This is a genomic window from Acinetobacter sp. UBA991 (assembly GCF_002292065.1).
Taxonomy (GTDB): Bacteria; Pseudomonadota; Gammaproteobacteria; order Pseudomonadales; family Moraxellaceae; genus Acinetobacter; species Acinetobacter higginsii.
The window spans coordinates 47,848-71,514 of record NZ_DBBF01000008.1 but is presented as its reverse complement, the minus strand read 5'-3'; the positions used below and the strand labels follow the sequence as shown (position 1 = coordinate 71,514).

General features: G+C 44.0%; 20 protein-coding genes and 1 riboswitch. Of the genes, 18 read left to right on the top strand and 2 right to left on the bottom strand.

The genetic code is table 11. The features are described from left to right. The first annotated feature begins 168 nt into the window (after positions 1–168). The 7 genes from murG to lpxC all read left to right on the top strand — a co-directional run bounded on the left by murG (position 169) and on the right by lpxC (position 8,239). The gene (murG, locus tag B2727_RS01960) at positions 169–1,266 is read left to right on the top strand and encodes an undecaprenyldiphospho-muramoylpentapeptide beta-N-acetylglucosaminyltransferase (protein WP_081406930.1); all 1,098 of its coding nucleotides are present in this window, start codon (positions 169–171) and stop codon (positions 1,264–1,266) included. Between the two features lie 13 nt (positions 1,267–1,279). After that, positions 1,280–2,725, top strand: a complete 1,446-nt coding sequence (gene murC / locus B2727_RS01955; protein WP_004803601.1) for a UDP-N-acetylmuramate--L-alanine ligase — start codon at positions 1,280–1,282, stop codon at positions 2,723–2,725. A 39-nt stretch (positions 2,726–2,764) separates the two neighbouring features. After that, complete coding sequence (locus B2727_RS01950; RefSeq protein WP_005201595.1) at positions 2,765–3,691, top strand: D-alanine--D-alanine ligase; 927 nt, start codon at positions 2,765–2,767, stop codon at positions 3,689–3,691. A gap of 6 nt (positions 3,692–3,697) precedes the next feature. Continuing rightward, positions 3,698–4,555 (top strand): cell division protein FtsQ/DivIB, encoded by an 858-nt coding sequence (locus tag B2727_RS01945; protein WP_005201594.1) that lies wholly within the window; start codon positions 3,698–3,700, stop codon positions 4,553–4,555. A gap of 61 nt (positions 4,556–4,616) precedes the next feature. Continuing rightward, positions 4,617–5,879, top strand: a complete 1,263-nt coding sequence (gene ftsA, locus B2727_RS01940) for a cell division protein FtsA (RefSeq protein WP_004803607.1) — start codon at positions 4,617–4,619, stop codon at positions 5,877–5,879. Positions 5,880–6,043: 164 nt separating this feature from the next. Beyond that, entirely contained in the window at positions 6,044–7,225 is a 1,182-nt protein-coding gene (ftsZ, locus tag B2727_RS01935) for a cell division protein FtsZ (protein ID WP_004803609.1), read from the top strand. A 111-nt stretch (positions 7,226–7,336) separates the two neighbouring features. Next, positions 7,337–8,239 carry a UDP-3-O-acyl-N-acetylglucosamine deacetylase gene (lpxC, locus tag B2727_RS01930; protein ID WP_004803611.1) on the top strand — a complete coding sequence of 301 codons (903 nt, stop codon included), beginning with the start codon at positions 7,337–7,339 and terminating at the stop codon, positions 8,237–8,239. 98 nt (positions 8,240–8,337) lie between these two features. Here lpxC and B2727_RS01925 read toward each other — a convergent pair whose 3' ends face one another. Next, the gene (locus B2727_RS01925) at positions 8,338–8,778 is read right to left on the bottom strand and encodes a hypothetical protein (RefSeq protein WP_004803613.1); all 441 of its coding nucleotides are present in this window, start codon (positions 8,776–8,778) and stop codon (positions 8,338–8,340) included. Between the two features lie 105 nt (positions 8,779–8,883). On the opposite strand from B2727_RS01925, the gene B2727_RS01920 reads away from it, so the two are divergent. From B2727_RS01920 to recJ, 11 genes are all read left to right on the top strand, one after another. Then, positions 8,884–9,585, top strand: a complete 702-nt coding sequence (locus B2727_RS01920; protein WP_005201593.1) for a M23 family metallopeptidase — start codon at positions 8,884–8,886, stop codon at positions 9,583–9,585. Between the two features lie 204 nt (positions 9,586–9,789). Then, a complete protein-coding gene (gene aceE, locus B2727_RS01915; protein WP_005201592.1) occupies positions 9,790–12,507 on the top strand; it encodes a pyruvate dehydrogenase (acetyl-transferring), homodimeric type in 2,718 nt (905 codons plus the stop codon). Positions 12,508–12,509: 2 nt separating this feature from the next. After that, entirely contained in the window at positions 12,510–14,477 is a 1,968-nt protein-coding gene (locus B2727_RS01910; RefSeq protein WP_033132700.1) for a 2-oxo acid dehydrogenase subunit E2, read from the top strand. A 123-nt stretch (positions 14,478–14,600) separates the two neighbouring features. Next, complete coding sequence (locus B2727_RS01905; protein ID WP_004803620.1) at positions 14,601–14,888, top strand: hypothetical protein; 288 nt, start codon at positions 14,601–14,603, stop codon at positions 14,886–14,888. A 34-nt stretch (positions 14,889–14,922) separates the two neighbouring features. Continuing rightward, positions 14,923–15,064, top strand: a riboswitch (yybP-ykoY riboswitch). 83 nt (positions 15,065–15,147) lie between these two features. After that, positions 15,148–15,723: a TMEM165/GDT1 family protein gene (locus tag B2727_RS01900; protein ID WP_005201585.1), complete on the top strand. Its 576-nt coding sequence runs from the start codon at positions 15,148–15,150 to the stop codon at positions 15,721–15,723. A 163-nt stretch (positions 15,724–15,886) separates the two neighbouring features. Then, positions 15,887–16,693, top strand: coding sequence for an MBL fold metallo-hydrolase (locus B2727_RS01895; RefSeq protein ID WP_033132699.1), 807 nt, complete (start codon positions 15,887–15,889; stop codon positions 16,691–16,693). Between the two features lie 127 nt (positions 16,694–16,820). Continuing rightward, positions 16,821–17,186: a YkgJ family cysteine cluster protein gene (locus tag B2727_RS01890; RefSeq protein ID WP_033132698.1), complete on the top strand. Its 366-nt coding sequence runs from the start codon at positions 16,821–16,823 to the stop codon at positions 17,184–17,186. A gap of 141 nt (positions 17,187–17,327) precedes the next feature. After that, a complete protein-coding gene (guaB, locus tag B2727_RS01885; RefSeq protein WP_004803627.1) occupies positions 17,328–18,794 on the top strand; it encodes an IMP dehydrogenase in 1,467 nt (488 codons plus the stop codon). A 127-nt stretch (positions 18,795–18,921) separates the two neighbouring features. Next, positions 18,922–20,259: a phosphoglucosamine mutase gene (glmM, locus tag B2727_RS01880; protein ID WP_004803629.1), complete on the top strand. Its 1,338-nt coding sequence runs from the start codon at positions 18,922–18,924 to the stop codon at positions 20,257–20,259. Positions 20,260–20,271: 12 nt separating this feature from the next. Then, positions 20,272–20,922, top strand: coding sequence for a pyridoxamine 5'-phosphate oxidase (gene pdxH, locus B2727_RS01875; protein ID WP_004803631.1), 651 nt, complete (start codon positions 20,272–20,274; stop codon positions 20,920–20,922). After that, entirely contained in the window at positions 20,923–22,623 is a 1,701-nt protein-coding gene (gene recJ, locus B2727_RS01870; protein ID WP_033132697.1) for a single-stranded-DNA-specific exonuclease RecJ, read from the top strand. It abuts the gene before it with no gap. 47 nt (positions 22,624–22,670) lie between these two features. Here the strand turns inward: recJ and B2727_RS01865 are convergent, their stop codons facing one another. Then, on the bottom strand, positions 22,671–23,528 hold the full coding sequence (locus B2727_RS01865; protein WP_004803635.1) for a putative porin: 858 nt from the start codon (positions 23,526–23,528) through the stop codon (positions 22,671–22,673). Between the last annotated feature and the right edge of the window lie 139 nt (positions 23,529–23,667).

Sequence of the window (23,667 nt, the reverse complement as noted above, 5' to 3'; positions counted from 1 at the left end):
GGCATTTGCATATCGGCAGAACCTTGTTTTTAACAAAGAATCGAAAAAAGCACAGCTTTCTGTTGTAAACAGGTGAAATTCGCTTTTCGTGAATGAAGCTTTAGGATTAAAATAACGCTCGAAAACAATAGACGATAACCTTCTTTTTTTGAGTTGAAGAATTAGACCGTGACCAATTCACCGCAGAACAAACCCAAACATGTCATGATGATGGCCGCAGGTACTGGTGGGCATGTGTTTCCCGCGCTTGCTGTTGCCAAACAGCTGCAACAGGAAGGCTGCCAAGTCTCTTGGTTAGCGACGCCTACGGGAATGGAAAATCGGTTGTTGAAAGATCAAAATATTCCGATTTATCAAATTGATATTCAAGGTGTACGCGGCAATGGCTTAGTTCGTAAACTCAGTGCGCCGTTTAAAATTTTAAAAGCCACGCTCAGCGCCATGCGTTATATGAAACAGCTCAAGATTGATGCTGTGGCGGGTTTTGGTGGCTATGTGGCAGGCCCAGGTGGTTTAGCTGCACGTTTGCTGGGTATTCCTGTGCTGATTCATGAGCAAAATGCCATTGCAGGATTTACCAATACCCAATTGGCACGTATTGCCAAAACCGTGTGTCAGGCTTTTCCAAATACATTTGCAAACAGTGATAAAGTCGTGACCACAGGTAATCCTGTGCGTGCGGAGATTACTGCGATTTTGAATCCCTCTTGGCGCTATCAAACTCGTGAACAGGAACAATTGCCCATCAACCTTCTAATTGTTGGTGGTTCACTCGGCGCACAAGCATTGAATGAGCGTTTGCCTGAAGCTTTGAAAAAGGTCAATGTTCCGCTGAAGGTGTTCCATCAGTGTGGTCAAAACAAGCAAGATGCCACGCGTGCACTATATCAAGCTGCACCTGAGAGCTTGGATATTCAAGTGGAACCCTTTATTCATGATATGGCAAAAGCCTATAGTGAAGCAGATTTGATTATATGCCGCGCTGGTGCTTTAACGGTGACAGAAGTCGCAACCGCCGGTTTGGCGGCGATTTTTGTGCCTTTACCGATTGCGGTGGATGACCACCAAACGGCAAATGCAAAATTCTTGGCCAATGCTGGCGCAGCCAAGATTTGCCAGCAAGCAGACATGACACCTGCGGTTTTAGATGAGTTATTAGCGACCTTATTAAATCGTCAGCTACTCTCTGAAATGGCGGTAAAAGCACGTCAACAAGCACAACCGAATGCAACACAGCATGTGGTTGATCTGATTAAAAAATTGTAATTCGAGTTTATTTATGTCTCCTACAAATCCAAACCAAGCCAAAAAGCTGATTAAAGTGCCAGAAATGCGCCGTATTAAAAATATCCACTTTGTTGGTATTGGTGGTGCGGGGATGTGTGGTATTGCCGAAGTATTGAGTAACCAAGGTTATAAAATTTCAGGCTCAGACATTAAAGCGTCGAAAACCACAGCTCAACTCGAAGCGAATGGTATTAAAGTATTTATTGGCCATTCAGCTGACAATATTAAAAATGCCAATGTATTGGTGGTGTCGACTGCGATTGATCCTGAAAATCCAGAGATTAAAGCAGCTATCGAACAACGTACCCCAATCGTGCGTCGTGCGGAAATGTTGGGTGAGTTGATGCGCTACCGTCATGGTATTGCGGTTGCGGGAACGCATGGTAAAACCACAACGACAAGCTTATTGACCACCATGTTGGCGGAAGAAAACCTTGATCCGACTTATGTGATCGGTGGTTTGCTGAATAGCACGGGGGTGAATGCAGCGCTTGGTGAAAGTCGTTTTATCGTGGCAGAAGCGGATGAGTCAGATGCCTCATTCTTGTATTTGCAACCGATGGCTGCGATCGTGACCAATATCGATGCGGATCATATGGACACCTATGAAGGCAGCTTTGATAAGCTAAAAGATACTTTTATCCAGTTCTTACATAACCTGCCATTCTATGGTTTGGCTGTGGTCTGTGGCGATGATGCCAATATCCGTGAGATTCTGCCACGCGTGGGTCGTCCAGTGTTGACCTATGGTTTTGCTGAAGACAATGACATCCGTGCGGTGGATGTTGCACAAGAAGGCATGCAGTCGCATTTTACTGTATTGCGTAAAGATCGTGAGCCATTGCGCGTTACGATCAATCAACCAGGTTTGCATAATGTCTTGAATGCACTTGCTGCGATTGGTGTGGCAACGGATGAAGGCGTGTCTGATGGCGCGATTTGCCGTGCCTTAGAAGGTTTTAGTGGGGTAGGTCGTCGCTTCCAAGTTCAGGGCGAATTTGAGGTTGATGAAGGCTTGGTGAAATTGGTGGATGACTATGGTCACCATCCAAAAGAAGTTGAAGCAACCATTAAAGCAGCGCGTGCCAGCCATCCAGACCGTCGTTTAGTGATGTTGTTCCAGCCGCACCGTTTTAGCCGTACCCGTGATTGTTTTGATGACTTTGTTGATGTGTTATCACAAGTGGATCAGTTGTTATTACTGGAAGTTTATCCAGCAGGTGAAAAGCCGATTGTGGGCGCTGATAGTCGTGCTTTAGCGCGTAGTATTCGTCTACGTGGTGATGTTGAACCGATTTTGGTTGATCCAGTGGAAGGCAATTTACCGAACGTTTTACAAAAAGTGTTACAAGCAAATGACCTGTTATTAACACAAGGCGCGGGTAACGTTGGCGCAATTTCGGTAGAATTGGCTCAGCATCGCTTGTATGCCAAATAATTTTGTTTTGTGAATATTAAAAGTTTTAAGGATATAAACGTGTCAAATGCTGCAAAATTCGGCAAAGTTGCTGTGTTGTTTGGTGGGAAGTCGGCTGAGCGTGCTGTGTCATTGGACAGCGGTCAAGCTGTTTTAGAGGCGTTATTACGTTCGGGCGTTCAGGCAGAAGCATTTGACCCCCAAGATCGTAGTGTGACTGAATTGGTTGGCTATGATCGTGCTTTTATCGTATTACATGGTCGTGGTGGTGAAGACGGTCAGATCCAAGGTGTATTGGAGTGGCTAAACCTTCCTTATACCGGTACGGGTGTGCAAGGTTCTGCGATCGGTATGGACAAAGTTAAAACCAAGCAAATCTGGCAAGGCAGTGATTTGCCAACAGCACCTTATCGTATTGTCACTAAAGATACCGATCTGGATGCCGTGATTGCTGAATTGGGCTTGCCAGTCATTATCAAACCTGTACATGAAGGCTCAAGTGTTGGCATGAGCAAGGTTGAGAAAGCTGAAGATTTTGCTGCGGCAATTGAAAAAGCCACGCAGCATGATGCGGTGGTGATGGCAGAAAAATGGATCACAGGTCGTGAATTCACGATTTCATTCTTAAATGGTCAACCATTACCCGTGATTCGTTTGCAGCCACCCGCAGACGTTGCCTTCTATGATTATGAAGCAAAGTATCAGCGTAATGATGTGGAATATGGCATTCCTTGCGGTCTAAGCGAATCGGAAGAGAAAAGCTTACAAGCATTGTGCTTACGTGCATTCCAAGCCGTTGGTGCAGAAGGTTGGGGGCGTATTGATGCGATGCAGGATGAGCAGGGCAACTTCTGGTTATTGGAAGTGAATACCGTTCCAGGAATGACCAGTCACTCTTTGGTGCCAAAAGCGGCGCAAGCAGTGGGTTATAACTTTGATCAGCTCTGTGTTGCGATTTTAGAGCAAACCTTAGCTACGTCGGCTTAACGATTTATGGCTCAGCTTCCTGCCTCGATGCGCCGTAAAACGCGGCCAGCCATTAGCTCGATTCACGAGAAACCGCCTTCACCTAAACAAAAAATGGTGAATGCGGGCGGTTGGGTCTTGCTGGTGATTGCGTTTGCTGTTTTGGCATTGGGTTTGTTTGGCTTATATAAAGTCATGACCGATGCAAGAGCGGCGCAGTTGCAGGTGGTTGGAACCAATTCTGATATTGAGAACCAACAGTTAGTTCAATATCTGAGTCCAATTATTAAAGATAACTATTTCACTTCAGATTTAGAACAAATTCGAGATCAAGCGTTAAAAGTCTCATGGGTTGATCGTGTGGTGGTGTCACGGGCTTGGCCAAATGCAATTCGGGTACGGGTGATGCCGCGACATGCGATTGCACGTTGGGGAACAGGGCGTTTGCTCAGTGACAATGGCGATGTATTTAGTGAGGCGGTGCCAACAGCACATCCAAACTTGCCGCTTTTACATGGGCCAGCCAGCCAATCCAAAATGATGATGCGTCGCTATAATGAAATTAATCAGTTATTTCATCCAGCGAATTTGAGATTAAAAGAATTGTATTTAACCGAGCGTATGACGTGGTTCATGCAGTTTGATTCGGGCTTACGGATTATTGTAGATCAAGATCAGACCATGAATAAGCTGCAACGCTTAAGCCATTTGGCACAAACGGATTTAAAACCTGTATGGTCAAAAATCACGGCAATCGATTTGCGTTATCGGAATGGTCTTGCCATTCAGTGGAAAAACGCAGCTCCGCCGAAGATTGTCAACGGTCAGTTAGTTGTAACGATTGATGACACAAGCCTTGCAGGGGCAATTCAGGCAAAGCCATAATACGTGGCTTAAAATAAAGGACAATCGTCCTAAACAACACTAAAGATATGGTATTGAAGTAATGAGTGAAGCTGTTCCCTCAGTTGTTGCGATTGATATTGGGACTCATAAAGTCTCAGTTTTGATTGGTAAGATCCATGCACCAGATAAGATCCAAGTCATTGGCATGGCAACTGCTCGCAACCGAGGTATGGTTAAAGGCAAGATTGTTAGCTTAGACAAGGTCATTGCGGCGATTAAGAATGCGGTATCCGAAGCTGAGGATATGGCGGAATGTCGTATTCATAGTGCGTGGGTGTCGATTCCAAGTACTGAATTACAAAGTTTTTATGCCTCAGGCCGTACGCCTGTTGCCAACCACGATCATATTATTACTACAAATGAAGTGGTGCGTGCGTTAGAGTTGGCCAAAGCCAGTCATGTATCGCCAGATTACTATCTTGCCAGTGCTGTGCCATTGGGCTTCGAGTTGGGTGATTCGGCGGAATGGGTACAAAATCCAGTCAATATGTCGGCGCATAGTATGACTGGGCATTATCAGTTAATGATGATGCCGATCAGCACCATGCAAAACCTTGATCGTGCCATGAAAGGTGCGAATATCGGGGTGGAGAAAATGGTGGTGTCTTGCTTGGCAACCGCTGAAGCCAGTCTGCTCAAAGATGAAAAAGAATATGGCGTGTGTCTGGTTGATATTGGTGCGGGTATTACCAATATCGCGGTATATCTAGATGGCCGTTTGGCTTTGGCACGAACCTTGCCACGTGGTGGTGAGAATGTGACGCGTGATATTGCTGCCGTTTTGCAGACCACCACAGAAGAAGCGGAACGCATCAAGATTTTACACGGTTGTGTTGACTTGAGTGTGGTGAAACCTGATCACATGATTCAGGTGCAGGGGATTGATGGGACGCAAACCATCAGTCGTATTGAGCTTGCAGAAATCATCATTGCGCGTTATGAAGAAATCTTCACTTTAATCCGTGAAGAATTGGAACATAGCGGTGCGATTCATGGTCTCTATCATGGTGTGGTACTGACAGGTGATGCGTGTCAAATTGAAGGTATGGTGAATTTGGCGCGTCGAATGTTGGGGGTGTCTGCGCATTTGGGCAATCCGCCATTACAGGTGTATGCAGATGATCAGCATTTAGCTGCATTGCGTCGTTCAATGTACGCAACCGCATCTGGCTTGTTGATGTTTAGCCAAAGTGATTTGCAAGATACGGTTGAAGAGCCAGAAGAAGCAAATGATCGTAGTTTTGTTGATCGTGTTGCCAATGGTTGGAATGCATTAAATAGCAAATTAAAGGCCATCTTTTAAGTTGTAGTTATTTTTGGGAAAATTTGTTAGGAAGTTGTTCTAAATCAGCCACTGTACTTGACAAGCTAGCTATTATTGAACAGCATCCTAAACATCAGTTGTTTAAAAATCAGGGCAGTAACGGGCTGAAGTAACTGCCATTAATATTAGGAAATCTAAAGGTCATGGCCTCATTTGAATTTATAGAAGATGAACTAGACAATGGCAACGGTCAAGCCCGTTTCACAGTATTTGGCGTTGGTGGTGGTGGCGGTAATGCCGTGCAGCACATGGCGCAATCTGATATCCAAGGTGTAAAGTTCGTTTGTGCAAATACAGACAAACAAGCATTGGATAGCATGAACGCCCCATTCAAAATTCAATTGGGTGAACAAAGTACACGTGGTTTAGGTGCAGGCGCGAATCCAGAAGTGGGTCAAATCGCAGCGGAAGAAAGCCGTGAAGTGATTCGTCAGCATCTTGAAGGTACCGACATGGTGTTTGTCACTGCCGGTATGGGTGGTGGTACTGGTACAGGTGCTGCACCAGTGGTTGCAGAAGTTGCCAAAGAGATGGGCATCCTGACCGTAGGTGTGGTGACTACACCATTCAACTTTGAAGGCCGTCGTCGTCAAAAGTCTGCTGAAAAGGGTATTGATGCCTTAGAAGCACATGTTGATTCATTGATCATCATTCCAAACCAGCGCTTACTCAGCGTTTATGGTGATATTTCAATGAAGGATGCCTATAAAAAGGCAGATGATGTGTTGCTGAATGCAGTGCGTAGTATTTTTGATCTTGTGGTAAACCGTGGTCATATTAACCTTGACTTTGCTGACTTGAAAACAGCGATGAGTACACGTGGTTATGCCATGATGGGTGCTGGTTTAGGTCGTGGTGAAGATCGTGCTCGCCAAGCTGCTGAGCAAGCAATCCGTAGCCCGTTGCTTGATAATGTGAATATTATTAATGCAAAAGGCGTATTGATTAACATTACGGGTGGGGATGATATTACCCTGCGTGAAACTGAAATCATTACTGATGTGGTCAATCAGATCGTTGATTTGGATGAAGGTGAGATCTTCTACGGTACGGTATTTGATCCGGATGCGCGTGATGAGCTTCGTGTGACTGTTATTGCAACAGGCTTAACCCGTAATGCAAGTGAAGTTGATCAGAAAAGACGTGCTGTAGTTTCACATGCACCGTCTGCTCAAGCGGCTCAGCAACCAGTGGATGAAGATGATGTTCCTGCGATCAGCAAACGTGCAAATACGGATGCACCAGTGGGCGCAACAGCAAGTTCTACGCCACGTTCATCGCCAATGAGCATTCAAGACTATCTGAAAAATCAACAGCGTAAATAATAAAATCATATATTTAGAGAAAGGGGGGGAGTAATTACCCCCTTTTTTATTTTTTTAAAATGGCAAAATATGCTAAGTTATATCGGTTTTTGCAAATGAAGTTGGTATGGCATGTTGAAACAACGTACTCTCAAACGTGTGGTGAAAGCGAGCGGTATTGGTCTGCACAGTGGTCAAAAGGTGCTGATTAATTTTGTTCCACATCATATTGATGGAGGTATTGTCTTTCGCCGTATCGACTTAAATCCCCCGATCGACCTTCCAGCCAATGCTTTATTGATTCAAGAAGCCTTTATGTGCTCGAATTTGGTCCGTGAAGATATCAAAGTCGGCACTATTGAGCATGTCATGAGTGCGATTGCAGGACTGGGGATTGATAATCTGATTGTTGAAGTCTCTGCATCCGAAGTACCGATTATGGACGGTAGTGCAGGGCCTTTTATTTATTTATTGATGCAAGGTGAATTGGCGGAGCAAGACGCGCCAAAGAAGTTCATTCGTATTTTAAAGCCTGTTGAGGCTTTAATTGACGATAAAAAGGCCATTTTTTCACCACATTCAGGCTTTCAGCTGAACTTTACCATCGATTTTGATCATCCTGCCTTTGCCAAAGAATATCAATCAGCCACCATCGATTTCTCGACGGAAACTTTCGTCTACGAAGTGAGCGAAGCGCGAACTTTTGGCTTTATGAAAGATTTGGACTATTTAAAAGCCAATAATCTGGCTTTAGGTGCGAGCCTTGAAAATGCGATTGGTGTCGATGACACAGGTGTGGTCAATGAGGAAGGTTTACGCTTTGCCGACGAGTTTGTACGTCATAAAATTCTAGATGCAGTCGGTGACTTATATTTGCTTGGACATCAAATTATTGCCAAGTTTGATGGTTATAAATCGGGGCATGCGCTGAACAATCAGCTATTACGCAATGTTCAAAACGATCCAAGCAGCTATGAAATTGTAACATTTAATAACGAGAGTGATTGTCCAATTCCTTATGTGAGTGTGACATAAGTCATTGTCTTTTATTGCCTATGTTATATTATAACAAATGAATGTGAGATTTTCGTCACATAAAACTAGTGTGTATTCCAACACTTAATATATGAAGTTTACTTTTTATTGCTTGCCAAACGTAGTAAAGCTTGGCTAAGCTTAGGGTCGCTCACATATTCAGCGGCGCTGCGCAATTGCTCTTGGGTCTCTGATGTTAGTGTTTTTGTTGGGGGAGAGGGTTCACGAGAGACAACTGTTTTGTTTCTTAACCGAACTTGAATTTTTCGTAATTCCTTGAGTCCTTCGAGCTGAGCTAACTGCGCAACATAGTGGCTTTGTAAATAGCTGAGTTGACTAATCATTGCTTGATTTTCACCAGTGATGATCAATACACCATGTTGATAACAAACAACCTGCCATTGCTCTGGTTGGGGCAGTAAAGGTTGAATAATTTTCGTAAGTTGTTTCCATTGTGTGACTTGCGTCGTTAGAAACGTTAAGTTTCCAGTTTTTATGTGTTGTCCTTTCTGTTGGAAAACGTTGTTAGGGTCAGACATAGAACTTCCTCGGAGGTGATGTGTCCATCTTAAGCGTTTGCTTCAGCTGTTATCAAGGAACAGATGATAAAGGAACGTTTGAAGGACGGTTTCAAGAGGTTTTTTATGCATCATACGCGTCGTATTTTACTCGCATTTTCGTTGGCTGCTTCAGCTGCTTCGGTTGCTTTCGCAGATTATCAGAACATTGGTCAAGCTACAGGTGATGACCGCTTAGAGCAATTATCAAAAACCTTAGCTCAAGGTTCTTATACTCATTCTGCTGATATGGATCTGCCGGCCGTATCGAATGTCTCAGTTAAATTACGTGAAAAAACCATTGAATTGAACAATGCAACGATCGAGAAGAAATATGGTCGTTCAGCGATTTCATCTCAAGACAATGCTCCTTCATTCTCTGCAAATACTGGTTATTCTTGGTTGGTGAGTCATCCATTGCAAGAAGGCCGTGTCAGCTCTTCTTGGGGTAACCGTACTTTATTAGGTTCAACACGTCATCACTCTGGTGTTGATCTTGCTGCACCTTCTGGTACGCCAATTTACTCAACTGGTCCTGGTGTCGTGACGAAGTCAGGTTGGGGTACAGGATATGGTCAGTATGTCGAGATTGATCATGGTAATGGCTATATCACTCGTTATGCCCATGCATCACGTTTAATCGTGAATGCGGGTGATCGCGTGAGTGCTGGTGAGCATATTGCCAATGTCGGTTGTACAGGTCGTTGTACTGGACCACATTTACACTTTGAAGTTGTAAAAGATGGTCAACGTAAAAATCCATCAACTTACTTAGCAATGTTGCCTTAATGTAATTTGTTAACAGTTGTATATAAATATTCAAAAAAATCGCCTTTATTGGCGATTTTTTATGTGTTTTGTTTCATTTAGGTCAATGACTATTTTGTCAGAAAATAATAAGGCGTTTTGCATTCATCTGGGGCAATAGTTCTATCACAGCAAAACATGATAAAAATAGGGTCGACAAATAACTTAAGGGAAAAGGTGAATTGTATGGCGTTTTATGGCGACTCTGACGCGCAAGAAACCCAAGAATGGCAAGAAGCATTTGATTCAGTATTACAACATATGGGCACGGAACGTGCTGCCTTCTTACTAGAAAAACTCTATCAACGGGCAATTGCGAAACATGTGCCAATCCAGCGCTTAAATACACCTTACCTCAATACCATTTCAGTTGAAGAACAACCAGCGATGCCTGGCGATCAGGATATGGAACGCCGTATCCGTGCCTTGATCCGCTGGAATGCCTTAGCGATGGTATTACGAGCCAATAAAACAGGCGATGACCTCGGTGGTCACCTTGCAAGTTTCGCATCATCTGCAACATTGTATGATGTGGGTTTCAACCATTTCTTCCGCGCAAACAGCAATAACTTTGGCGGTGATATGATTTATTACCAAGGTCACTGTGCCCCTGGTATCTATGCGCGTTCGTTCTTGGAAGGACGCTTAACTGAAGATCAATTGAATAATTTCCGCCGTGAAGTGGGTGGCAATGGTCTTCCGAGTTATCCGCATCCCTATTTAATGCCTGATTACTGGCAGTTCCCAACCGTATCGATGGGTTTGGGTCCTATTATGTCGATTTACCAAGCACACATTCAAAAGTATTTGATGAATCGTGGTTTGATCAAAGAAGAAGATCGTAAAGTCTGGGCTTATCTTGGCGACGGTGAGATGGATGAGCCAGAAAGTACAGGTGCAATTTCACTTGCGGGTCGTGAAAAGCTTGATAACCTCATTTGGGTCGTGAACTGTAACTTACAGCGTCTCGATGGTCCTGTACGTGGTAACGGTAAAATTATTCAAGAATTAGAATCTTTATTCCGTGGTGCGGGCTGGCGTGTGATTAAAGTGGTGTGGGGCCGTCATTGGGACCCACTCCTTGCGCAAGATAATTCAGGCGCTTTAAAAGCGGTCATGGAAGAAACAGTTGATGGTGAATATCAGCGCTATCAAGTGAAAGGTGGTGCGTATACACGTGAGAAATTCTTTGGCAAGTACCCAGAAGCTGCGGAACTGGTCAAAGATTTAAGTGATGAAGATATCGATAATCTTAACCGTGGTGGTCATGATCCGTACAAAGTTTTTGCTGCCTATGCAGAAGCAATGAAAGCCAAAGGTCAACCAACCGTTATTCTTGCGAAAACGGTTAAAGGTTATGGTCTGTCTGAGGAAATTGAAGCGGTGAACAAAACTCACCAAATCAAAAAAATGCAGATCGACTCTTTGAAATATGTACGTGACCGTTTTAACCTGCCATTTACAGATGATAAGTTAGAAGAACTCCCATTCTACCGCCCAAGTGAAAACTCTCCAGAAATGAAGTACATGAAGGCACGTCGTGAAGCATTAGGGGGTTACCTACCAGCACGTCGTCGTGAGAGTGACACTTTAGCGATTCCTGAACTCTCTGTATTTGATGCTGTATTAAATGGCTCAGGTGGTAAAGAACAATCGACCACGATGCTGATGGTTCGTTTAATTGCGGCTTTACTGAAAGAAAAAGCAATTAAAGACCGCGTCGTGCCAATCGTTCCAGATGAAGCGCGTACTTTTGGTTTAGAAGGGATGTTCCGTCAGCTTGGTATTTATGCGGCACACGGTCAAAAATATACCCCAGAAGACCAAGAACAGTTAATGCATTACCGTGAAGCAAGTGATGGTCACATGCTTCAAGAAGGAATTAACGAAGCGGGTGCGATGAGTGCGTGGGCTGCATTGGCAACCAGTTATTCAACCAATAACTTGCCGATGATTCCAATGTACATGTACTACTCAATGTTTGGTTTCCAACGTATTGGTGACATTGCATGGGCTGCTGGTGATGCGCAGGCACAAGGTTTCTTGTTAGGTGCCACTGCTGGCCGTACCACATTGAACGGTGAAGGTTTACAGCACCAAGATGGTCATTCACATATCTTGGCGAACACCATTCCAAACTGCGTATCTTATGATCCATGTTTTGGTTATGAATTGGCTGTGATCGTACACGACGGTTTACAACGTATGTATGTGAACCAAGAGCGAGTGTTCTATTACTTAACTGTAATGAATGAAAACTACGAGCATCCTGCAATGCCAGAAGGCGCTGAGGAAGGCATTAAACGTGGTATGTACTTGTTCGAAAAAGATGAAAAAGCCACTGTGCAATTATTGGGTTCAGGTGTAATCCTTCGTGAAGTGATTAAAGCGGCGAAAATCTTGCGTGATGAATACCAAATCCACTCAAACGTGTGGAGCGTCACCAGCTTCAATGAATTGTCTCGTGATGGCATGGCATGTGAAGAATACAACCGCTTACACCCGCTCACTGAAGAAGTAAAAGAATCTTGGGTATCTAAACAGTTACGTGGTACAGAAGGTATCGTGGTTTCTGCGACGGACCATATGCGTGCGTACAGCGAACAGATCCGTGCATATCTTCCAGATGGTCGTCCATTTGTTGCATTAGGTACTGATGGTTATGGACGTTCTGATACACGTGCAAACTTACGTAGTTTCTTTGGTGTTGATGCTGCGCATATCGTGGTTGCGACATTGAAAAAATTAGCGGACGAAGGTGAAGTTGAAAACCGTTTGGTGAAAGACGCAATTTCTAACTTTGAGTTAGATACGGACCGTCCAGTGGCATGGGCGCCACAAGCACATCCAGAAGTTCAGGCAGTTGCTGAATACCATGAAACGCAAACAGGTGAGGGGAAATAATCATGCAAATCCAAGCACCTGATATTGGCGTAGATAAAGCCCTAGTTGCAGAAATCTTGGTTAAAGTGGGCGACCATGTTGCAGTTGACGATAGCCTTCTGGTGTTAGAGTCAGATAAAGCAACGGTAGAAGTACCAAGCACTGCGGCAGGTATCGTGAAAAGTATTCTGGTTCAACAGGGCGATGAAGTCACTGAAGGCGTCGCATTGATTGAATTAGAGTCTGAGTCTGCTGCTGAAACACCTGCGAACGAAGCACCGAAAGCGGAAGCGCCAAAAGCCGAAGCAAAACCTGTAGTTGCTGAAACAAAAGCACAACCAGTCGCTGCTCCAGCAGCGACTGCAAGCCAGATTGTGGATGTAAAAGTTCCAGATATTGGTGTAGAAAAAGCCTTGGTTGCAGAAGTGCTGGTCAAAGTCGGTGATCAGATCGAACCTGAACAAAGCATTGTGGTGGTTGAATCGGACAAGGCGACGGTAGAAGTCCCAAGTTCGGTTGCGGGGATTGTAGAAGCGATCCAGATTAAAGAAGGTGACAGTATTAAGGAAGGCGTGGTATTGATTCAGGTCAAGACTGCGAGCGCTGCAACGTCATCTGAACCACAAGCAGCCCCAGCTCAAACAGAAGCGCCAGCCGCAACTACAGAAGCCCCAGCTGCAACAAATACCTCAACAGGTCATGTTGAAATTGAAGTACCTGATCTAGGTGTAGAAAAAGCTCTTGTTTCAGAAATTCTAGTCAATGTCGGTGATCGCGTTGAAGCTCAACAAAGCCTATGCGTGGTTGAGTCAGATAAGGCTTCGGTTGAAGTGCCAAGTTCAGTAGCAGGGATTGTGAAAGCGATCCATGTGTCTGCGAATCAAGAAGTGCGTCAAGGTGTGGCTTTGGCAACGATTGAGGTCAGTGGTCAGGCCGATGCACCAGCATCTGCACCAAAAGCTCAAGCTCCTTCTGCACCAGCAGCAACGACAGCGCCAGCAAAATCACAGGTGGCAGCGACAGCAGCCCCAAGTGCGCCTGCACAAGCTGAGAAGTTGACTAAACAGCAAGAAGCTGACAATGCGAAAGTCTATGCGGGTCCAGCCGTGCGTAAACTGGCACGTGAGTTAGGTGTGGTTCTTGGACAGGTGAAAGCATCAGGTGAGCACGGTCGTGTGATGAAGGACGATGTCTTTGCCTATGTGAAAACACGTTTGACCGCACCACAACCAACTGCTGCAACGCAAGCCGCTCCAGTGGCTTCAGGCTTACCAAAGTTGCCAGACTTTAATGCATTTGGTGGTGGTGAAGTGAAAGCGATGACGCGTTTACAGCAAGTGTCTGTACCGCAATTGTCATTGAACAATTTCATTCCACAAGTGACGCAGTTTGACTTGGCGGATATTACCGAGCTTGAAGCATGGCGCGGTGAACTGAAAGATGGCTTTAAAAAGCAAGGTTTGAGCTTAACCATCTTGGCCTTTATTGCCAAAGCGGTTGCGCACTTGCTGAAAGAAGAGCCGTATTTTGCTGGGCATTTGGCTGATGATCAGAAGTCTGTGCTATTGCGTAACGAAATTCATATGGGGATTGCAGTTGCAACCCCAGATGGTTTAACAGTGCCTGTATTGCGCAATCCTGATCAAAAATCAATTAAGCAAATTGCAGCAGAATTGGCTGAACTCAGCCAAAAAGCCCGTGATCGTAAATTGTCACCGAAAGATCTACAAGGTGCCAATTTTACCATTACCAGCTTAGGCAGTATTGGTGGAACAGCATTCACACCATTGGTGAACTGGCCGCAAGTTGCGATTTTGGGTATTTCACCGGCGACCATGCAACCTGTGTGGAATGGTAAAGACTTTGATCCGCGCTTAATGTTGCCATTATCATTGTCTTATGATCATCGTGTGATTAATGGTGCGGATGCAGCGCGTTTTACCAATAAGCTGACTAAATTGTTAAAAGATATTCGTAGCTTATTGCTCTAATTACTGTTTGGATTTAGAAAACCTCGCTTTTGCGAGGTTTTCTATTTTTAGGCTGAACAAAAGATGAATCTATGTATGCTATGTTGAACTTAAAATAAATTTTCATTGCTTGAAGGAGCAGGGATGTTGGTGATTTATCGGGTGATGCTGCCTTTATTGCTGATTGTTTTTGTGGCGATGGGCTTGTGGGTCAGCTTCTTACATTTTCCATGGGATTGGGTGATGTATGTGGTGATGGGGGTTGAAGTGTTGCTTGCGACTGTCGTTATGGCGATGGAATATCAAGCCCAAGATGTGGGCGGAGCGAGTGGCTGGGGTAGCTTTGGTTTTCTGGGCTTAAGTGCTTATTTGGCGTTTTTACTTGGTTGTCTGCGTGTGTTGATCTGGAGTTACCAAAAATTTTGGGTTTAACCATTCAAAACCATTTTATTGTTTGCTAGAATAGTTTCACTTCATTGGGGAGTAGCCGCTCTTTACGCAAAGTAAAGAGGTGATGATCAACATAATTGTTCAACCGAACATGGTCATCATAGCAAAGAACCAAGAACAGCTTCTCAGCTGTGCTTTTGTTGGCAAGACCTTTGATTTACCACTCTGCATCAATCTATTTGATTTTGGCTAGCAGGAGGGGTAGGTCATCGGTATATTTTGCTAGCCAGAGCATTCAACTATGTATGAATTTCTCATTTCCACCTCAATTGTTGCCCTTGCTGAAATGGGCGATAAAACGCAATTACTCGCTCTCTTGCTTGCAGCACGTTTCCGTAAACCGATTCCGATTTTAATTGCCATCTTATTGGCCACCACGATTAACCATGGTATTTCTGCTGTCTTGGGACAATGGATTACCACCGTACTCAGTCCTGAAGTTTTGTTATGGATTTTGGCACTTGGATTTATTGGTATGGCCATCTGGATGTTGATTCCAGATGAATTGGGAGATGAAACTGAAAACATCAATAAATGGCAGAAATTTGGGGTATTTGGTGCTACCTTCATCTTATTCTTCTTGGCTGAAATTGGCGATAAAACCCAGATTGCAACCGTGGCTTTAGCGGCACGTTTTGATAGTGTGTTCTGGGTGATGTTAGGTACCACATTTGGGATGATGCTTGCCAATGCCCCTGCGGTATTTATTGGCAATAAGCTGGCGGATAAATTGCCGATTTCATTAATTCATAAAATTGGCGCCGCGATTTTCTTGATTGTGGGTATTTCAACTTTAGTGCAGCATTATTTCTTCTAAATGATTCGAATTTAAAATCAGTCCAGACCCATCCAATAGTGATGGGTCTTTTTTTATAAATTATGATAAAGGTCCAATATTTGATTGAAACATGAACTAAATCCCATTATTTTATTATGGAATTAAAAATATTTCATATTTAAAGATTTTTTCTGGGGTAGTTATGAGTTTTGAACGGACAACATCGCAAATACTGTTTGATAATGGCACACATAAATGCATTAGTTTTACCAGTTTAGTCAAAGGCGAAGGTATTCAGGCCAATCAATTTTTAATTATTGATCATGATCGTGCCGCTGTCTTAGATCCGGGTGGCGATCTGACGTATGTTCCTTTAACCATGGAACTCAATCGCTATACCAAATTGAAAAATCTCGACTATGTCATGGCCTCGCATCAAGACCCTGACATTATTACCTCAATGCCGCGCTGGTTGGTGTATACCGATGCCAAAGTGGTGGCTTCTAAGCTGTGGGCACGGTTTTTACCGCATTTAAATTCAGCTTTTATGAGTGAGCGTATGAAGGGGAATTGGGAAGATCGTCTGATTGAACTGTCCGATACAGGGCAAATTATTCCTTTGGGTGAGTCTGCGATTGTTGCAGTGCCTGCGCATTTCCTGCATTCCGTTGGTAATTTCCAGTTTTATGATCCAACTGCCAAAATCCTATTTTCTGGGGATATGGGGGCTTCGATCGTTGATGATGCAAGCCTACCGATTACAGATTTTGAAACACATATCAAAAAGATGAAAGGTTTCCATCAGCGCTATATGTGTTCCAATAAGGTGATCCGTTTGTGGGTCAATATGGTTCGCCAAATGGATTTAGAGATGATTGTGCCGCAACATGGGACTGCCTTTGTTGGCAAGGTCATGATCACTCAGTTTTTGGATTGGATTGAAACGCTGGAATGTGGCGTAGATTTGATGAATGAATATGTTTTTAGTTTACCGACTGAAATGAGCTAAATTTCTGAGTCAGGAAAATGACTGGGAAATACATAAATCGTTGATTGAGCACGCTTGTCGCCATCAATAAATTTTCTTAGGATTCATCAGATAAAGGATTGAATTTGATAACGAGAATTTTAAGAAAATGTTGTCTCAAATTGCGACACCAGATGCGTGTGTCAGTTGTGGTGCGTGCTGTGCAAATTACCGTGTTTCTTTCTATTGGGCTGAGGCAGAACAGATCCCTGAGCACATGGTTGAACCACTTACAGCCGTCTATTCCTGTATGAAGGGAACCAATCAAGCACAAGTCAAATGTGTGGCTTTGCAAGGGGAGGTGGGACAGCAAGTGAGCTGTTCCATCTACCCATTTCGGAGTTCAGGTTGTAAGGAAGTACAGATTGCCGATTCACATTGTAACAAGGCGCGGTTGGCGCACAACCTGATTCCGTTGGTCACGATTGAGCAGCAGGCCTCTGAAAATAATGACAATTATGATCAGGTTTGCTAACAGGAATTATCGGGTTCGGTAAGCATAAGCGCGCATCAGAAAGCTTTTTAAGCAACGCTTGAAATTATTTTCATCATAGAAAATGAAAATCACATCGAAATTTGTTTATAATAGCTCACGGAAATTACCAGTGAGATTGTTATGCTGACCATCGTTCAAGAAGCGCTAACCTTCGATGATGTCTTATTACTTCCTGCCTACTCAACTGTTCTCCCAAAAGATGTCTCCTTAAAGACACGTTTAACTCGCGGAATTCAACTTAATATCCCTCTCGTTTCTGCTGCAATGGATACAGTGACTGAGTCACGTATGGCAATTGCGATGGCGCAAAATGGTGGTATTGGTATTTTGCACAAAAACATGGATATCGCAGCGCAAGCCGCTGAAGTTCGCCGTGTGAAAAAATTTGAAGCTGGTATGGTGAAAGATCCAATCACTGTTGGTCCTGAAACGACAGTGCGTGAGCTGATTGCGATTACCCAAGCGAATAACATTAGCGGTGTGCCTGTTGTAAAAGATGGCAAAGTGGTGGGTATTGTCACGGGTCGTGATACACGTTTTGAAACCAATCTTGAACAACCTGTAAGCAACATCATGACCGGTCAAGACCGTCTCGTGACTGTTCGTGAAGGCGAGTCTAAAGAAAATATCCAAGCATTATTGCAAAAACACCGTATTGAAAAAGTTTTGGTTGTTGGTGAGAACCATGAGCTTAAAGGCTTAATTACCGTAACTGACTTCCGTAAAGCTGAAAGCTATCCAAACAGTTGTAAAGATGATTTGGGTCGTTTACGTGTTGGTGCTGCGGTGGGTACAGGTGCAGAAACACCAAGCCGTGTCGAAGCTTTGGTCGATGCAGGTGTAGATGCGATTGTGGTGGATACTGCACATGGTCATTCTGCTGGTGTAATCGAACGTGTACGTTGGGTTAAAGCCAACTACCCACAAGTACAAGTGATTGGTGGCAACATTGCGACTGGTGATGCTGCATTGGCATTGCTTGATGCAGGCGCGGATGCCGTGAAAGTCGGTATCGGCCCTGGTTCAATTTGTACCACACGTATCGTGGCTGGTATTGGTATGCCACAGATTTCTGCAATTGATAGCGTTGCGAACGCATTGAAAGATCAAATTCCTTTGATTGCAGATGGCGGTATTCGTTTCTCTGGCGATATGGCGAAAGCGATTGGTGCAGGTGCGAGCACGATTATGGTCGGTTCACTCCTTGCTGGAACAGAAGAAGCACCAGGTGAAGTTGAATTCTTCCAAGGCCGTTACTACAAAGCATACCGTGGTATGGGTTCATTGGGCGCAATGGCCGGTGTATCTGGTTCTGCTGACCGTTACTTCCAAGATGCTAAAGCAGGTGCGGAAAAGTTGGTACCAGAAGGCATCGAAGGTCGAGTGCCATACAAAGGCCCAATGGGGAATATCGTACATCAAATGATGGGTGGTTTACGTTCATCAATGGGTTATACGGGTTCATCTGTGATTGAAGATCTTCGTCAAAATGCAAAATTTGTGAAAATTACTTCAGCAGGCATGTCAGAATCACATGTTCATGACGTGACAATTACCAAAGAAGCGCCAAACTATCGAGTTGGTTGATTTTTGGTAATTTTGTTGACAGAAAAACCGTCAGTCCACTGACGGTTTTTTCGTTTTGGTGTAAAGTGAATTAGATGAAGAAAGATATGGTTCCACACCATATAAAAGATAAGAAAGTGAGTAAAAGATGAGCTATTTTGGTACTGATGGAATTCGCGGCAAATTTGGGCAAATGCCAATTACCCCAGAGTTCGCATTAAAACTTGGCTTTGCTGCAGGGAAAGTATTAAAAAGAAATAGTCCTAAAAATAAACCGATTGTGGTGTTGGGGAAAGACACACGCTTATCAGGTTATATTTTAGAAGCGGCTTTACAGGCAGGTCTGAATGCTGCGGGTGTTTATGTACATTTATTGGGCCCGCTCCCAACACCTGCCATTGCACATTTAACTCGCGCATTACACGCCCATGCTGGGATCGTGATTTCAGCATCACATAACCCATATTTTGATAACGGCATTAAATTCTTCTCAAGCGCAGGTAAGAAGTTACCTGATACTTTGCAAGATGAAATCAATCAGGAACTCGAAAAAGATTTAGTGATTGAAGACACTGCAAACTTGGGTAAAAGTGTTCGTGTAAAAGATGCCAATGGTCGTTATATCGAATTCTGTAAATCAACTTTCCCGTACCACTTTGACTTACGTAATTTAAAAATCGTGGTGGACTGTGCCAATGGTGCAGCCTATAGCGTAGGTCCATCGGTATTCCGTGAGCTCGGTGCTAAAGTCATTCCTTTATTTAATGAACCTGATGGTTTAAACATTAATGAAAACTGTGGTTCAACCCACCCAGAACAGCTACAAAAAGCAGTGTTGGAACATCAAGCCGATGTGGGGATTGCCTTCGATGGTGATGCTGACCGTGTGGTGATGGTGGATAAAAATGGTCAATTGATTGATGGTGACCATATCTTGTATATCCTTGCAACACAGGCGAAGAATAAGCCAGCGGGTGTTGTAGGTACCGTGATGAGTAATATGGCTCTCGAGTTGGCCCTAGAACAAGCTAAGGTTGGCTTTGTTCGTGCTAAAGTTGGTGATCGCTATGTATTGCAAGCCCTAGAAGAAAAGAATTGGGTCACAGGTGGTGAGCCTTCAGGTCATATTCTCACTTTGGATAAGAGCACAACAGGTGATGCGATTATTGCAGCGTTACAAGTGTTGACCGTGATGGTAGAACAAGGCAAAGCACTGCATGAGTTGGTTGAAGGTTTTGTGTTATTCCCGCAAGTACTGGTCAATGTTCGTCTACAACACATGATTGATCCATATTCAATTCCAGCTTTGGTTGCAGAATTTGAAAAGGCTGAACAGCAATTGAAAGGTCGTGGTCGTTTGTTGATTCGTAAGTCAGGTACTGAGCCTGTGATTCGTGTCATGGTGGAAGGTGATCAGCAGCAAGAGGTTGAGGCTTTGGCGAATCATTTAGCAGATGCAGTACGCGCTCAAGCCCAAGCTGCTTAAGGGGGAGCCATCATGAGTGATGTCATTAAAGACCTGAGTGAGTTGCGTTTGAGCTATGAGCAGGGTGAATTACATGAAGCCCAGATCAGCGTACAGCCGCATTTACAGTTTCTGAATTGGTTTAATCATGCATTAGCTGCCAATTTACATGAACCCTATGCAATGTCATTAGCCACGGCAAATGCTCAAGGGCGTCCGCATGTGCGTACCGTATTATTACGTGGTGCGACAGAAGCAGGCTATGATTTCTATACCAATTATGACAGCCAAAAGGGTTTAGACTTAGCTGATAATCCGTATGCTGAGCTGCTGTTTTATTGGCCAAGTTTAGAGCGTCAGATCCGCATTGCTGGCAAAGTCGTGAAGATTTCTGAACAAGAATCGACGGATTACTATCATAAGCGCCCACGTGACAGTCAGATTGCTGCGCATATCAGTACTCCACAAAGCGGGGTGATTGAAAGTCGTGAGTTATTGCAACAACGCTTTCAAGCGCTGCAAGCTCAGGCTCAAGCTGAACTGGATAAGCCTGAGTTTTGGGGCGGTTATCGCTTAGAAGCAGATTATTATGAGTTTTGGCAAGGGCGACCAAATCGCTTACATGATCGTTTAAGTTATGAAAAACAAAATGGTCTTTGGACTATCCAACGTTTGATGCCATAAATGACGCAGATTCAAATTCAAAAAAGACCCTTGCTTACACGCCCTGAACAGTTTCAGGGCGTGCCTGCTTTTATTGCTGAAATTTTAGCAAGGCGTGGTGTGCAGTCTGAGCAAGAGCTGGAACTGAAACTCAAGCACTTGCTATCTCCAGAGCTTAAAGGCTTAGCAGAGGCAGTTGCGTTGATCGATCAAGCGATTGATCAGCAAAAACAGATCGTGATTGTGGGGGACTATGATGCCGATGGCGCGACCAGTACCGCTTTAATGGTGCTTGTCTTGCAAGATATGGGTGCCAGAGTTGAATATCTGGTGCCTGATCGTTTTAAGTATGGTTATGGACTTACGCCCGCCATTGCTGAATTGGCAAAGCAGAGCTATCAACCAGATCTGTTGATTACGGTAGATAATGGTATATCGAGTCATGCGGGTGTGGACACGGCTCAAGCGTTAGGGATGCAGGTGATCATTACCGATCACCATTTAACCACCAAACCGACACCGAGTGCTGAGGCTGTGGTTAATCCGAACCAACTTGGTTGTGGGTTTTCAAGTAAGGCTTTGGCTGGGGTGGGCGTGGCTTTTTATGTATTGGCGAAATTGGCCAGTTCACGCAGCCAGCAAGGCAAAAGCAGCAGTAAAGTGACCCAGTATCTCGACTTGGTCGCATTAGGGACTTATGCCGATGTCGCCAGTTTGGATTATAACAATCGTATCTTGATTGATGCCGGATTAAAGCGGATTCAGCAACATCAATGTCGTGCAGGTATTTTAGCCTTACTGGATATTGCAGGACGTGACGCAGCCAGTTTACGTGCACAAGATTTAGGCTTTGTGGTAGGCCCGCGAATCAATGCAGCAGGTCGAATGGAAAGCATGCGGATCGGCATTGAGTGTTTACTTGCGGCTGATATGGCAACCGCTTATCCGATTGCACAACAGTTGAATCAGCTCAATATCGAACGCCGTCAAGTTGAAACTGAAATGAAGCAGCAAGCACTGAGTGCACTACAACATATTCAGTTAGAAACAGAGCATTTACCTGCAGCACTGGTAATGTTTGATGAACAATGGCACCAAGGTGTGATTGGCATTGTGGCTGGACGTTTAAAGGAGCAATTTCATCGTCCAAGTTTAGTGTTTGCTCCTGATGAAGATGGGATTCATATTAAAGGTTCAGCACGGTCGATTGATGGGATTCATATCCGAGATACCATTGAGCAAGTTGCAGAACACTATCCACATTTGGTCAGTCATTTTGGCGGGCATGCTGCAGCCGCGGGTTTAACCCTGAAGAAAGAAAATTTTGCTGCATTCAAAACGGCTTTCACCCAAGCGATTGCTGAAATGGATGATGAATTATTCACGGCAACCTTATGGACTGATGGCGAGCTGGGCGATTCGGATTTACATTTAGGGACTTTGGATTGGATTGAACAACTTGGGCCTTGGGGGCAAAAGTTTCCACTGCCGCAATTTGAAGGGCGATTCAAAGTGATCGATTATCGTTGGCTTAAAGAGCAACATTTAAAACTCAAATTGGCGGTCGGGTCACATTCCATAGATGCAATTGCATTTAATGCGATGGACCGTTTTGAATTTAATCCAATGCTGGGTTATGTCGATTTGGTGTATACCTTGGAACGGAATGTCTTTAATGGCAATACCCGTCTACAATTGCAAATCGCTTATTTAAAACAATAAAAAATCCGCTCTGATGAGCGGATTTTTTTAATCGTTTACACTATTGATTAGAAGCGGACAGTACCGTTGAGACCATAAGAATCAACACCATCGGTTGTGGTATAGCCCACACCTAAAGCAAACTGTGGCGTAAAGAATTTTTGCGCGTGAATATTGAAAACACTGTCTGAATCATCAGCGGTAGAGTCTGCAAATGAGATGCCGACACTGAGGGTTGGATCAAGATAAAGATCAGCACCTAGGCGATACGTCGTTTCATCACCGATATAGCTGAGTGCTTCAAAGTTGGTATAGTAACCGCCAATCTGCGAAACATATTTCGCGCGTAAAGAAACAGCGGTATCGTCATTTTCGCCAGACACAATTGCAGCGTTTGAAAGTGTGTTGCTAAAGCCGTATTGCGCAACCTGAACTGGATTTAGGCTATCAGATAAATCTGCAACACCCACTGCTAGGAGTAATCCATTGATTGGTAAGAAACCTGCTTCAAGACTATAGCCATCGCCATTTTCGGAATGAGAGCCTAAGCCATTCATTGTTGCTTTGACATTGGTACGATGTAAGGCACCAGAAAGATAAAATTGTGAGTTAGGGACGTAGAACTCACCTTGAAGGCCGATAATATTGAATTGTAAGTCACCGAGATCTTCGTCATCTTTCAGTTTGCTATAGGCATAGCCGCCACCGATATTCGATGCCTTATCTAAGAAAGCAGCTTCTGCTAAGGGCGCATTACGGGTTTGCACAGGGTTAAAATAATATTTACCGCTGATGACTGCACTGTTGCCTTTCCCATCATCCATGTTGATATGTTCATATGCACCATTGGCTTCTGTTTGATAAGCATGGGCATTGATGGCAAAGCAAGCACTTATGAGTGTTGCAAGAAGACTTAGTTTTTTCATTCGAATTTCCCCCGATTAAAAATAATACATATTTTGTTACACGAAGTAGTGTATTCAAAAATAGCTAAGCGTCAATTCTTAAATACAGGATTAAGCTGGGGAAAAAACAAAAGTGGAGGATTGAAAATGATCAGAAAAT